Origin of the sequence: Pedobacter frigiditerrae (assembly GCF_004331645.1) — a bacterium.
Classification (GTDB): Bacteria; Bacteroidota; Bacteroidia; order Sphingobacteriales; family Sphingobacteriaceae; genus Pedobacter; species Pedobacter frigiditerrae.
In genome coordinates this window covers 472,892-486,691 of the sequence record NZ_SJSK01000003.1, presented here as the reverse complement: position 1 = coordinate 486,691, position 13,800 = coordinate 472,892, and the positions used below count along the sequence as shown (strand labels likewise).

12 protein-coding genes are annotated in these 13,800 nt (G+C 33.1%); 5 read left to right on the top strand and 7 right to left on the bottom strand.

Features of this window, described 5'->3' with window-relative positions:
- Window position 1: 1 nt before the first annotated feature.
- The gene (locus EZ428_RS13690) at window positions 2-2,437 is read right to left on the bottom strand and encodes a TonB-dependent receptor domain-containing protein (RefSeq protein ID WP_131553730.1); all 2,436 of its coding nucleotides are present in this window, start codon (window positions 2,435-2,437) and stop codon (window positions 2-4) included.
- Window positions 2,438-2,779: 342 nt separating this feature from the next.
- Here EZ428_RS13690 and EZ428_RS13685 point away from each other — a divergent pair, with 342 nt between their 5' ends.
- Window positions 2,780-3,604: a hypothetical protein gene (locus EZ428_RS13685; RefSeq protein ID WP_131553729.1), complete on the top strand. Its 825-nt coding sequence runs from the start codon at window positions 2,780-2,782 to the stop codon at window positions 3,602-3,604.
- Between the two features lie 34 nt (window positions 3,605-3,638).
- Here EZ428_RS13685 and EZ428_RS13680 read toward each other — a convergent pair whose 3' ends face one another.
- Entirely contained in the window at window positions 3,639-4,418 is a 780-nt protein-coding gene (locus tag EZ428_RS13680; protein ID WP_131553728.1) for an NIPSNAP family protein, read from the bottom strand.
- A gap of 153 nt (window positions 4,419-4,571) precedes the next feature.
- Between EZ428_RS13680 and msrA the strand changes: the two genes are divergently transcribed.
- A complete protein-coding gene (msrA, locus tag EZ428_RS13675) occupies window positions 4,572-5,063 on the top strand; it encodes a peptide-methionine (S)-S-oxide reductase MsrA (RefSeq protein ID WP_131553727.1) in 492 nt (163 codons plus the stop codon).
- Between the two features lie 102 nt (window positions 5,064-5,165).
- On the opposite strand, the gene EZ428_RS13670 is transcribed toward msrA, so the two are convergent.
- The 5 genes from EZ428_RS13670 to EZ428_RS13650 form a co-directional block, all read right to left on the bottom strand.
- Window positions 5,166-5,927, bottom strand: coding sequence for an oxygenase MpaB family protein (locus tag EZ428_RS13670; protein ID WP_131553726.1), 762 nt, complete (start codon window positions 5,925-5,927; stop codon window positions 5,166-5,168).
- Between the two features lies 1 nt (window position 5,928).
- Window positions 5,929-6,330, bottom strand: coding sequence for a ribosomal maturation YjgA family protein (locus EZ428_RS13665; RefSeq protein WP_131553725.1), 402 nt, complete (start codon window positions 6,328-6,330; stop codon window positions 5,929-5,931).
- Window positions 6,314-6,814, bottom strand: a complete 501-nt coding sequence (locus EZ428_RS13660; protein WP_131553724.1) for a hypothetical protein — start codon at window positions 6,812-6,814, stop codon at window positions 6,314-6,316. Before EZ428_RS13660 ends, EZ428_RS13665 begins: the two co-directional genes overlap by 17 nt.
- Window positions 6,815-7,025: 211 nt before the next feature.
- Complete coding sequence (locus tag EZ428_RS13655) at window positions 7,026-7,748, bottom strand: superoxide dismutase (protein WP_131553723.1); 723 nt, start codon at window positions 7,746-7,748, stop codon at window positions 7,026-7,028.
- Between the two features lie 103 nt (window positions 7,749-7,851).
- Window positions 7,852-9,345 (bottom strand): ankyrin repeat domain-containing protein, encoded by a 1,494-nt coding sequence (locus EZ428_RS13650; protein WP_131553722.1) that lies wholly within the window; start codon window positions 9,343-9,345, stop codon window positions 7,852-7,854.
- 274 nt (window positions 9,346-9,619) lie between these two features.
- Between EZ428_RS13650 and EZ428_RS13645 the strand changes: the two genes are divergently transcribed.
- Genes EZ428_RS13645 through EZ428_RS13635 form a run of 3 tightly spaced genes read left to right on the top strand, consistent with a single transcriptional unit; the run spans window position 9,620 to window position 13,796 of the window.
- A complete protein-coding gene (locus tag EZ428_RS13645) occupies window positions 9,620-11,089 on the top strand; it encodes an ankyrin repeat domain-containing protein (RefSeq protein WP_131553721.1) in 1,470 nt (489 codons plus the stop codon).
- Window positions 11,090-11,093: 4 nt separating this feature from the next.
- Window positions 11,094-11,585, top strand: coding sequence for a DUF2271 domain-containing protein (locus EZ428_RS13640; protein WP_131553720.1), 492 nt, complete (start codon window positions 11,094-11,096; stop codon window positions 11,583-11,585).
- Window positions 11,586-11,600: 15 nt separating this feature from the next.
- Window positions 11,601-13,796 (top strand): PepSY domain-containing protein, encoded by a 2,196-nt coding sequence (locus EZ428_RS13635; protein ID WP_131553719.1) that lies wholly within the window; start codon window positions 11,601-11,603, stop codon window positions 13,794-13,796.
- Window positions 13,797-13,800: the final 4 nt, after the last annotated feature.

The window sequence follows — 13,800 nt, the reverse complement described above, 5'->3', positions numbered from 1 at the left end:
GTTATAGGTTCGAACCTTCAGAAACGTCGTTGTTACTAATTCCTTTTTTGTTTTTCTTAATGGCATCCTTTAATTTACCAAAGCGATAATTAATGCTTGTAGTGAAATTACGTTGGTAGTTTTGGTTATAACTTTCTTGGGTAAAGTTTGGTCCAGTAGTGTAATTTATTGCTTTTCTGTATTTACTAAAGGCATTATTAGCAGCAAATGAAATTGTTAATTTATTATTGAAAAAATCTTTATTTACACTAAATGAACTTGCAACAAAAGAATTAGAAGTTCCCTGTAAAGAAAGGTTTGGTCCGTTGTAGTTAAAGCTACCAGTGGCTTGTAAAGTTTTACTAGCACGGTAAGTTAATGAAGTAAAAGCACGTCTCATTAAGCCTTTTTTATCAATTTTAACACCATTAACTTCGCCATTTACCATTCCGTAATTAGCCATTGCACCTAGCGTTGCTCTTAATTTAGCGGTGAAAGGGTAATTTACATTAACGTTTATGCCTAATAATTTTGCACCACCTGTATTTGCAAAACTGCTACGTGTAATGTTTGTTACTGGGTCTGTAGACACTTGAGGCATGATTAGGTTATCGATAATAATTGCCCTAAAGCCGATGTTTAATGAAGCCTTTTTGAATCTGCTATAGTTAACCTCAAGACTTTGACCAACCATTGGTTTAAGGTCTGGATTACCCGAAGATTCGAAGTTAGGGTTTGAACGGTCTACAAAAGGATTAAGCTGATTAATACCTGGTCTTTGGATTCTAGAAGTAAAGCCAAAATTGATACTGCTATTGTCTTTAAATTTGCGATTAACAGAAATAGAAGGAATAAAGTTTAATGAGCTATTATCTAACTGATTGCCTGCTCCGTAGAAATTAGCTTTAATTTGAGTCTGTTCTACTCTGATACCAGTTTTTACTCCCCATTTGTTGATGTTAAATTGGTAAGTATTATAGATTCCGTATACGTTCTGTTTGTTGTCAAAATTATTTGTTCTAAGGGGATCAATTACAAATTGGCCAGCAGGATTAACAGACAGAAATTCGAAGTTACTACTGTTATCTCTAAAAATAGCTTTTACACCTGCTTCAATTGTTACTTTTTTTAATGGATACACATAATCAATTTGTGCTGTTTGTTCAGAAGAACCTCCTGTGTTTTCTTGTTGGTAATCTTTTAAGGCTGTTACAGACGGATTGCTTGTATCGATAACCTGATTCAATACATCAACATTGTTGTATTGACTATTGGTGAAACGATAATAACGGTAAGAAAAAGTTAACAAGCGATTTTTGTCCTTTTTAAACCCTAATTGATAGTTTAGAGCTGCATCAATTCCATTTCCTGTTCCATCTAAATTGTTTTGTAATTGATAAGAGTGGATAAGTTGCTGAGTGTTGTTTAATGAAGAAAATTGGTTACTTAAACTCTCATTATCATTCGCGTTGTAGTTAAATTGTGCTGAAATTAAATTCAAACTATCAATTTCATAACTTAATTCTGTACCTGCGTAACCACTTTTTCCAGATTGATCTCTGTTACCATATTGCCATAAGTTGGTGGGGTAATTTAAGGTTATTCTAGAGTTGGTATTGTTAAGTAGTGGAGAACTATTTAAGCTACCACCAGCATTTGTTGCAATACCTAATTTGCCCAGTTTTGCAGTAAATGAACCACCAATTGATGGTCCGCCCACAGGAAAACGCTCACTTAGGTTAACTGTTCCATTAGTGCCATTGTCTGCTTTTTTGAAAGTAATTATGTTGATAATCCCTACTAAACCTTCTCCGTCATATTTGGCTGGTGGTGTGGTAATTACCTCAATTCTTTCGATGCTAGAAGCTGGCATGCTTTTTAAAATATCTTTCGGATTTCTCTCCATCATTCCAGAAGGGCGACCATTGATTAATATTTTATAATTGCTATTCCCCTGTAATTGGATGTTGTCGTCACCATCAACAGATAACATAGGTACTTTACGCATCATTTCTAATACGTTATTAACCTTGCTCTCTGGATCTGCTTTTACATCGTATGATATGCGGTCTATTTCTTGTTTGATTAGCGGTCTATCAGCAGTGATTGATACACTTTTTAATTGAGTAGGAGACGCGCTTAGAGAAATGATATCTAAAGTTTTAGAGCTTGAGGTTAATGAAACTGAAATTACTTTGGTTTGGTAACCTACAATAACTACGCTCAAAAAATAATTTCCTGTTGAAAGACCTGTTATAGTAAATGAGCCTTCTTTTGAAGTTGCTACAGATTTAAGCTGTACTTTTTTATCGTTTTTTATTAAAACTGTAGCAAAGCTGATGGGCTTTTGGCCTACCGTGTCTACTATTTTTCCACTTATTTGTAAAGATGGATTGTTTTGAGCCATTGCAGAAATACTGAAAAAAGCGCAAAGGAGTATAAAAATTGACGTTTTCATATTGTTGTTTGATTGTTTCTGTGTATATATCAGTTAGTGTACTAGGTAAATAGTACACAAGTATACGACGATTTTTTTTAATTGCAAATAAAATGTGATGAGTGGGCTAAAAAATGTGACGAAAGCATAAATTTTAATATTGATTTGAAGGGATATTTTGAAAAACACGATGCCTTGGTTTATTATAAGCCTTACTGAAATAATGAATAAACAAATATAAGAAAGTACTTTGAATTACAAAGTAAATAAATTTATCACAACGGAAACTTGTTTTGATCGATACTGAATAAATAATCTTTATATTAACTTTTATAATTAGATCAATCCTTAAACGGCAAAAATTTGAAAGAGCAAGAAGTCTATGTTGGGCTAAAGAATCAAATCTATAAATACGGTAATTTGATTGATGATTTAGTGTTATCTGCAAGGCAGACTAATGAATATTGTAAGCTTTCTATCGCTAATTCATCAATGGCAGCTGCAAATATTCAAGTTGCACTTAATGCTATTGTGAAACTTGCCAGTGATATTGGAAGTATCTTTAGTATTGTGAATGCAGCGGACCGCAACAGTAAGATGTACGAAAATGCAAAAGATTTAAGTAAACAAGTTAATGATGTGGCTTACAAAGCAGAGTTACTCTCCCAACTAGGGATGGAAACAGCAATGTGCACCTTTGAAGTTTCTGCTTCAAAAGTGTTGGATATGGCAATAGCGTTGGGTGTTAATTATAATAAGTTAAAGTCAGAAATAAATAATACAGAATTGAATGATTTGCAGTTGAAAATAAAGGATGTTCAAAAAGAAATAAATGATTTAAAAAATGAATTAGCTTCTGCACTAGAAGAAATAGCTATAGCCACTGATAATGCAAATAAATTAGAACTAGATACTAAAAATCTAGCCGATTACTTAACTAATATTTTTACAAGTGTCGATAGATTTTCAAATGATGTAATTAAGAAAAAAGCTATAAATCCACTTATTTTTGATGAGTTGATATCAATGGTTAGCTGTACAACAAAGGACGCTAATGCAGTACAGGCATTAATGATTAATGCATTAGAATCTAGTTCAATAACAGCCAGTTCAATTTTAGAAACAAAAAAAGCACTTAATTTGGTAGCTGAGCAAGTAAACGAGTTAAGCTCATTTCACTTGAACTGACTTTAATTAAGTGATTCGCTAATGCTACAAATCATTAAATATCCGAATATTCAGTAGGGGAGATAAACTTCGTATCGTTTTTAGAAACATTGTTTTTGTATTGTGCCAATGCCGATAAGGTTTTCCAAAAAGCATCTGCACCAAAAGCTTTCCAATGCGCATCTCTGTCTGCTTTGTTTTCGAACGTAGTTAAATACATTAAGTTGGGCATTCGACTTCCTGCCACAACTTCAGCATAAAAAACGGCGTTAAAGTTTAAGCGTTTAAATAAGCCAATTTCATCACCTTTGTTAAACATTTCAATTTTATTTTTGGCAATAGCTTCTGTATGGCTTTCGTAACTTCTCAATTCATAAACTCTATCCTTAAGTGGGGATGTTAATTGGGGCATTGTAAATTTGGGATGCCCATCAAACGCATTCATTAAAATGATTTCTAATCTTTCGTACGGTGGTTCTGTATAAACAGCTTCTAAATATGATTTTCCATCAATATGGTAAGTTTGGTCTTTTACTAATTGTTGTTCAAGTTTTGCTATTCCATCAAAAGAACGGAAAGGAACAAATACGTAAATCAATTTCTCCGTCGGTACAACATCTGTCGGATAAATAGGTTTGAACACCCCAACTTTAGTAATTCCGGCCCTGTGTAGTGCTGGAAGATAAGCTTGCTTTAAAAAAGCATCAACTTTTTCTTCTTGTTGAGCAGTTTTAATGTGATATATTTTTAACTGATAAAATTCTTTTTGTGTAGCTGTAGATTGGAAAGTCAAAAGGCTAAAGAAGGAAATTAAAGCTAAATAGATTTTAAACATTTCAGATAATTTGGTTGTTGGAATTGAGATGAGTTTTAAAGATAGTTATTTAGATTATAAAATTATAAATCTCAATTTTGACTTTTAAAACACAGACAAAATTGTCATCTACAGTAACACATCGTAACTTTATATAATTAAAGAAAAATAGATATGAATACAGAGAAAGCAGTTTTAGCTGGTGGTTGTTTTTGGGGAGTTGAAGAACTTTTTAGTCATTACCCAGGTGTAATTTCGACAGTTGCTGGTTATACTGGTGGCGATGTTCCAAATGCGACTTATAGCAATCATGGTACGCATGCTGAAGGTATTGAAATTACATTTGACCCAGCAAAATTAAGTTACCGTAAATTACTTGAATATTTTTTTCAAATTCACAACCCAACCACTAGAAATAGACAAGGCAACGATATTGGTAGTTCATATCGTTCGGCTATTTTTTATGTAAATGATGCTCAAAAAGAAACAGCAAACGCATTAATTGAAGAAATGGATGCTTCTGGCGTATGGCCCGGAGAAATTGTGACTGAGGTTGTTCCAGAAACTGATTTTTGGAGTGCAGAGGAAGAACATCAAAATTATTTGCAAAAACATCCTTATGGCTATACTTGCCATTTTGAAAGACCGGAATGGAAGTTGAGTTAAAGGTCGCCTGTCATCCTAAGTGAGCCTGCACTGAGCGATGTCGAAGTGAAGGATTTTGTAGGTCTTCGACTACGCTCAGACTGACATTCATTTTAAATGCTTTTAACGTACATTACCAATACTCAAAATTTGAGCTTTGTAGGTATTAGGAAGAAGGAGGTTCCTTAAAAAAATGTTCAAATTGAAAATTCGGCTTGTTTTGTAAATTGTTAAAATAGAAGATACACCTTTTCCTTTACCCAATTTCAGTAAGTGATTAACTTCTTTTGGCACCAAAACAGCTTGAATTTTTTTCATCAAGTTATATCTTACAAAACCCAAGTGTTTTAAGTATTGTTGGTAAAGGTCTTTTGAAAAATTGCCATAAGCTAGGTTTTCCATTAACTGGGAACTGTGCATAATTGTCCATTCAGCATAATTAGTCGGTAATCCACTTATTTTCATTCTTTTACCTACACGATTGAACGTATCAAATATCTCTTGTTTTTCTAAATCTGTAAGTTTTCTTTCTAACATTTCAAAAGAGCGGATTGAATAATCAATCAGCATAAATAATACGTCTCTATAAGCCCAGTCAGGTATTTTAGTATTCCTAGCCGCTTCTACATTTTGGTGTATAGCTGTAATTTGGTCTATTGCCGCGTTCGCTTTTTCGGTAGTTGCAAATACAATTTTTTGCGCATAGGCAACAGTAGAAAATAACCTGCCTAATGGGTCTTTCGGCAGTTTACCTGTAAAATATAACCAATCTACCGCTTTATTTAAGCTAAATTCAGCTGCTGCGCCAGCAAAAATAAACAGTATTGTATCTGTATTACCCCAGATTTTTTTTACTATAGAATTTTCTTTTACAAAATCACTCATCTTAATACATTTTTAATTCATTTTCGGTTTGATGTTGTCTCCTCAACAATTCAATAATAGCTACGAAACAAACTCCTAAGGTGTACATCAGCATATCTAACCAAGAAAAATAAGTTCCAATTAGTGTGTTGGCAAGTGGTATATGCTGTAAGCCAATCAGTTCTACAAAGCGAAAGTATTGTAGGGTTTCTATTAAATAACTAAACATTAAAACCCAAAATAGGGTAGGACTAACCTTAGTATTGGAAAAACTCTTTATCAAACAGTAAAGTAAAATAACGACTAGGAAATCGCCGAAATAGGCTCTGATCCAATTATCTCTTATAAAAAAGCCAATAATTATTTCTACTCCTAATAAGAGCGAAGACCAAATAAAATAGAACAGGTTAAACGTAAATTTCATATTCATTTAATGTTTCAAGTTTTTTAATATCTAAAAGGCATAAACCCAAAGGGATGATGGCTATTATGCCAAAAGAACAGTCGATCAACTGCCAAAAGAATGGTATCTGGCGAATGCTTCCCGCAATAAACGCCAAAGGGATTATAGAAATACAACAAATCATTCCAAATTGAATTACCCATTTATTTTTGATTGGGTTTTTTAATGGGCCTATAAAAAGAATCGCAAGCATAATGTGAGCAAAAGCAAGCCAATCTGTTCCGTAACTTAAATAAGGATAGTTATGGTTTGTGTCTTTTACAGCAGTATAAACAGTTTTTATCCATGTTTGCAATGCAATCGGTAAATTATTAGTGTGATTAACCAAATAAGAAAGTTCAGTTTCTATTGGGAATGCAGTTATTCCACTTACTGCTAAACCAATAATAATAACTATGATATTAACCCTTAAATGCAACCTTAAGCTTTTTTCTACTGTTCTCATTAATAACACCTTCTTATTATATTTAAAAGTACTTTGTAATACAAAGTAAATATAAATATTTCATCAATCCAAATATTAATTGAAAAGTATTAAAACAAGAAAGCCAGATTCTGAAAATCTGGCTTTCTTAAATATCTATTATTTAGAACAATTTTGTTGCATTACGATTCCCTTCCGATAGCTATCGGAACAAGTTGGGAATGACAACAATTTATAACATCCGTTGTGCAACTTTTTCCCAGTTCACGGTATCCCACCAAGCATTAATATAATCTACTCTTTTATTTTGGTATTTAAGGTAATAAGCGTGTTCCCAAACATCAATTGCAAGTAAGGGTGTACCTCTAAAAGCCACATTATCCATTAATGGATTATCTTGATTCGGAGTAGAACCTATCTTTAACTTTCCATCTTCAATAGTTAGCCAAGCCCATCCAGAACCAAATTGAGCTAATGCTGCTTTAGAAAATTCATCTTTCATGTTACTCAAAGAACCAAACGATTTGTCTATTGCTTCTTTCAATTTTACAGTTGGTTTAGTCGATGGAGCAGGATGCATTGATTCCCAAAAGAAGTTATGATTCCAAACTCCCCCAGCATTATTTCTAGCTTTTGCTGATAATTTTGATGCATTAGAAAAGAATTCCAACTCATTCTTATAAGTCAAGTTTTCCGCCTTGATGGCATCATTTACGTTTTTAACATAGGCAGCATGATGTTTGGTGTAATGAATTTCCATTGTCAAAGCATCTATTGCAGGTTCTAATGCATTGTAGGCATAAGGCAAAGGAATCTGGGCAAATGCAAACGCTGCAACGCTATCGGTTTCTAGAGCAAGAGCATTAAGGCTTGAGCCAGCCATACTTGCAAAAGTAAAAACACCTGCTGCTTTAACTGATAAGTCTATAAATTTTCTTCTTTTAATAGGTTCCATAGTTTTTAGGATTTACTAGATAGAAATTAACGGTAAAAAAAAACACCCTTAATTTGTTAAACAACAATAATAAGGGTGTTTTGGTTTAGTATTTATTAATTGATTATTTTAAGAAATCAATTGCTACTTTATTTTTAGAAAGATATTCGTTTTCCTTAGCTAAGTCAAAAGCTGTTTCTTTAAACTCTGTTACAGCATCTTTTTTTGCACCAATAGAAATCAAATATTTCATAACGCTATCATCTTTAGCGGTCATCGCAGCTTTATGAAGCGCTGTAATTCCCTCTTTGTTTTTTGAATTTACATCAACCTTAAAACTTTCAATACGTTTTAGTAAGGCAAAGTCTTCTTTTGCTAACGCAAGGTGATATAATGTATTGCCATTTTTTTGAGCTTTACTAAAATCAACACCATTTTCTTGCAGTAATTTAAGTTTAGCTTCAAATAGTTCAGTTCCTCTTTGTGGATTATAGCCTTGTATTAAGTAAGCTACTAAGTTATCGCCTGCTGCATCAACTACGTTTATATCTGCACCTTTAGAAATTAAAAGTGAAACTACATCCGCTGTATTACTACGAACGGCCATTGTAAGCGCACTTTCTCCTTTAACGTTAGCTTGGTTGATATTTTTAACTAATGTACTTAAGTAAGTAAGTAACTGTATATCTGTATTAGATGCAGCAGCATTAATAAATGGCGTATTACCATCTTTATCAGCCTTATTGATGTCTACACCTTTAGAAATGAAATATTTAATAATTTCTTCTTGTTTTGGCTTTCTAGCAATACTGTGCAATACGTTTTCGCCATTTGGTCCAATTACAGCAGGATTGATTTTTAAGCTTTCTAGATATTGGAATAATTCCAGTGTATTTGCTATTGCACCTCTACCACCTTGAGTAGCCATTAACATGGCATTATCATTATACTTAACACCTTTTGAAACTAGGGTTTTTAATAGTTCAATGTTTCCTGCTCTTGCCGCATAATTAAATGCAGTATTGCCTTTAGCATCAACACTGTTTAAGCTTAAACCCTTAGCAACAAAATAATCAACCAATTTAAAATCTTTTGCAGATGGGATAGTCAATAACAAGGCATTTGCACCTTGACTACTTAAGTCCTTCTTTAAGTCAGCTCCATTTGCTATTAATAGATCGTAAACTTTTGTGTTTTGTTGTCCGCCAGATGCAGCAAAATTAAGTGGTGTTGAACCATTGCTATCTTTAATGGTCAATTTAGCACCCTTACTTAATAAATATTCCATCAATTCTACATTTCCTCTGCTTGCACTCCAAAAGATATAAGTTCTACCATCGTGAGTTAGTTTGTTTACATCATTACCAGGTTGGGCAAGTAAAAATTTAATTGATTCAGTAGGCGCTCCTGCATTAATAGCCATTACAACAGGATCAAAACTATTTGAACTAAGTTCCGATGGACTATTACCTTTTGCTATTTCTGCCTTAACTTGGTCAACAGCTGGATTAGTTCTCCAAAATGCTTGGTCAAGAAATACATTTTTTTGTGCCATTGCAGTAATTGAAACAAAAGTTAAAATGACTACAAGAGTAGTTTTAATTTTTAAATAGGTCATAATTAATAAGAATCTAGGGGCTATGTGTTTAATTGTTCGGTAAAATTAACAAGAATCAGTCTAAATAAAAATTAATTTTAATCACTATTTTTGCGCTTGATGTAAACGGGAGGGCAGGATGAAAGGAAAATTCTCCATTTTTTAATAGCTCACGGCATTTATTTCTATAAATAAGTTAGAAGTTTTTCTGCAAAACAATCCTTATTTAGACTAATTCTTATTAGATTTGTAGCAGAAATTAAATAATTAAGCAATAGCTGAGAAATCAATACTAATGAAAACACGCTTACTTATATTCTTAATGTTTGGCTGCATCTCTGTATTTGGGCAGAAGAATGTTTTCCACGACCCTGCATTTTGGGAAGAAAAACCAAGTATTGAGCGTATCAAGGGTGAGATTTCTAAAGGTAACAGCGCAACTATCGCTGGTCCTTATGATGCTGATGCTGTGGTTTATGCTATAAACGCCCATTCGACAATGGAAACGATTCAATTTATGTTGAGCCAAAAAGGAAATGACATTAACAAAATTGTTTCTAATGGACGTACCTATTTATATTCTGCAGCAAGCAACGCTAATATTGAGCTAATGGAGTATTTGATTAGTAAGGGTGCAAAAACCAATTTAAGAGATAATTTTGGTTACACAGTACTATCTTATGCAGCTGCTATAGGGCAAACCAATACTAGGGTTTATGATATCTGTATTAGAGAAGGTGCCGACGTGGTGAATGAAAAAGTTGGTGGTGCTAACGCTTTATTGCTACTAGCACCTTATGATAAGGATTTTTCATTAATCAGTTATTTCATCAATAAAGGTGTTGATGTTAAAAGTACCGACTCAATAGGGAAAACAGCTTTTGATTATGCTGTAAAAGGTGGCCATATCGAAGTTTTAAAAGCATTAATTGCTAAAGGAGTAAAGTTTAATAAAGATGCAATTCTTGCAGCGAGCATAGGCACATATGGAAGTTCTGGAGCGAGGCTTGAGCTTTATAAATATTTAGTAAGCCTTAACTTAAATCCAAATGTAATATCTGTCTCAGGTGAAAATGTGCTGCATTATATAGTAAGGAAACCTACACAACTGGATGTTATCAACTACTTTATAGAAAAAGGAGTAGAGGTAAATAAGGCAAACAACGAAGGCATTACTCCTCTAATGTACGCAGCAAGTACCAATGATGATTTAGCGACTTTAACAAGGTTGATTAATTTATCTAAAAACCTTCATCAAGCTGATAAAAAAGGCATAACAGCATTAGCTTATGCTGTGCGTAGAAACACGCCAGAAATAGTGAAGTTATTGATAGATAAAGGTGCTGACATTAAAATAGTTGATTCGGATGGATATAATTTAGCTTATTACCTAATCCCAACTTTTGCGCAAAACCCAAAAGCTTTTGATGTTAAATTAAAATTATTAGAAGACAAAGGTTTTGATATCGCAGCGACTCAAAAAAACGGCAGTTCTCTTTACCATTTAATACTGGTTAAAAATGGATTGGCGCTATTAAAGCGAGTTGAAAGATACAACGTGGATGTAAATGCCAAAAATAAAGAGGGTCTAACCGCATTGCATAAAGCGGCAATGGTGGCAGAAGATGATACAGTGCTAAAATACCTTGTATCCATTGGCGCTAAAAAAGAATTAATCACCGCTTTTAATGAAACGGCATATAACCTTGCCAAAGAAAATGAATTTTTAACTAAACAACATATCTCCATAGATTTTTTAAAATAATATAATGAACAACTTTACTAGAACACTTTTGGCAATCGCCCTTATTTTCACATTTCCTTTTACTTCATTAGCTCAAAAACCTGGCGTTACTAAATATAAATGTATGGTACAGATGACAAATTATGTTGGTGAAGATGCTTATGTTGTTGTTTCATTGATTAATCCTAAAGGTTTGTATGAGAAAACTTTATATGTAATGGGGCCAGATAAAAAATGGTACACTCACATTAAAGAATGGCATAAGTTTAACTCTAAAAAGCCAGCAAACATTAGTGCAATAACTGGTGCTTCTGTGGCAGGTGGCGACCGTAGTGTTACTACTTTTGAAATAGAAGATTCTAAATTGAACGCTGGTTATAAATTACGTTTTGAAACAGCGGTTGAAGACAAACAATACTATGCAAAAGACATTGAAGTTCCTTTAACTACAGAAGGTGTTTCGAGCAAAACAGAAGGAACAAACTATATCCGTTACGTAAGATTTAGCCAAAACTAAGATACATCTATCTATATGACCATTTCAGTCTGGAGATATAGCCATTTAGTTTTGGCTATATCTTCTTTTCTACTCATAGCCCTCGCATCCATTACTGGTATTATACTAGCATTTGAACCTGTTTCGCTTAAAACGCTTCCTTATAAAGTCGATAATTTCAATCAAATTACGCTTGCAGAAACACTGCCTGTTCTTAAAAATAATTTTGAAGAAATTACAGATTTAACTGTAGACCATAATCAGTTTGTAATTGTAAAAGGTATTAATACAGCTGGTAACGATGTAACTGTTTATGTAGACCCTAGAAATGGAAAAACACTTGGTGTGCCAGAAAAGCAAAATGAATTTTTTCAATGGGTAACATCATTTCATCGTTCCTTATTTTTAAATGAACTGGGAAGGTTTTTTATAGGTTTAACAGCATTTTTATTACTGCTTATTACTGTATCAGGAATTGCATTAATTATTCAAAGGCAACGAGGAATTAAGCGCTTTTTTACCAAAATTATAAGAGAAAATTTCTTTCAATATTACCATGTTACGCTTGGGAGGATATTATTAATTCCCATTTTAATCATTACCATTAGCGGAACATATTTATCTCTAGTTCGATTTAAAATAATTCCAGAGCATAAGGTTTCTTCAAAGGTAGATTTTGATTCTATTAAATCAGATCCAGAAAAGAAATTGGCTGATTTTACTATTTTTAAGAACACGACTTTAGGTGAAGTAAATAATATTGAATTTCCTTTTTCTGAAGATGTAGAAGATTATTATACTTTAAAATTAAAAGATAGAGAATTAACTGTTAATCAGATAACCGGAGATATATTAACTGAGGCATTATATCCAACCACGGTTTTGTTAACAGAACTAAGCCTAGATTTACATACAGGTCGTACCAATATAATTTGGGCAATAGTATTGGCAATTGCCTCTTGTAATATTTTGTTTTTTATCTACTCTGGCTTTGCTATTACTTTAAAACGTAGGTCAGGAGTTACTAAAAACAAGTATAAAAAGGAAGATTGTAATTATATCATTCTAGTTGGTTCAGAAAATGGAAGTACTTTCCATTTTGCAAAATCAGTATACCAACAATTAATTAAAGTCGGACAAAAATGTTTTATAGCCGAACTTAATAATTATAGTGTTTACCCAAAAGCAGAATATTTAATTGTATTTACAGCAACTTACGGTTTGGGAGATGCACCAACAAATGCTAGTAAGTTTATGGAATTGTTAAAGAAGCATCCTCAACCTAACAAAGTTGATTTCTCGGTTGTAGGTTTTGGTTCAAAATCATATCCAGATTTCTGTAAATACGCCTATGAAGCAAATAATGTACTTTCACTTCAAGAATGGGCAGCTTCATTAATAGAAATTCATACCGTAAATGACAGGTCGCCAGAAGAATTTGGACAATGGGCAGAGCTTTGGTCGCAAAAAACTGAAATTCCACTAGCCATTTCTCCAAAGCTTTTTGCAGGTAAAGCTAAGCGACTGCACAAGTTAGTTGTAACAGAAAAAACTATAATCACTCACGAAGAGGGTTCATTTTTAATCCATCTTAAACCTAAAAGAACTCTTCGTTTTACTTCTGGAGATTTATTAGCAATTTATCCTGCAAACGACCATAGAGAAAGGTTATATTCAATTGGCAAGGTCAATAAAAACCTACAACTCAGTGTTAAATTGCATAAAAATGGTCTTGGCTCAAATTATCTTTACGATTTGCAACCAGGCCAAATCATTAAGGCAGCCGTAGATGTAAACGCACATTTCCACTTTCCTAAAAAGGCATCAACAGTAATTATGATTGCTAACGGTACCGGAATTGCACCATTTTTAGGAATGGTTGATGGGAATCACAAAAAAATAAATACTCACTTATACTGTGGTTTCCGTGATTCATCATCATTTGAACTTTACAAAGATGCTACCCATAAAAACTTAGAAAAAAAGAAACTAAGCTCATTGAACTTGTCTTATTCTAGAGAAGGAAACAAACAATATGTAAGCGATTTAGTGCTTAGGGATAAAGAACTTATTGCAAAAGCAATGCAGCAAGACGGTGTAATTATGATTTGTGGTTCATTAGCTATGCAGAAAGATATCATTGAAATATTAGAAGTAATATTTAAGGAGACAAATAATCAAGAAGTGAGCTATTACCAATCGCATAATAGAATTTTAATGGATTGTTATTGAGGTT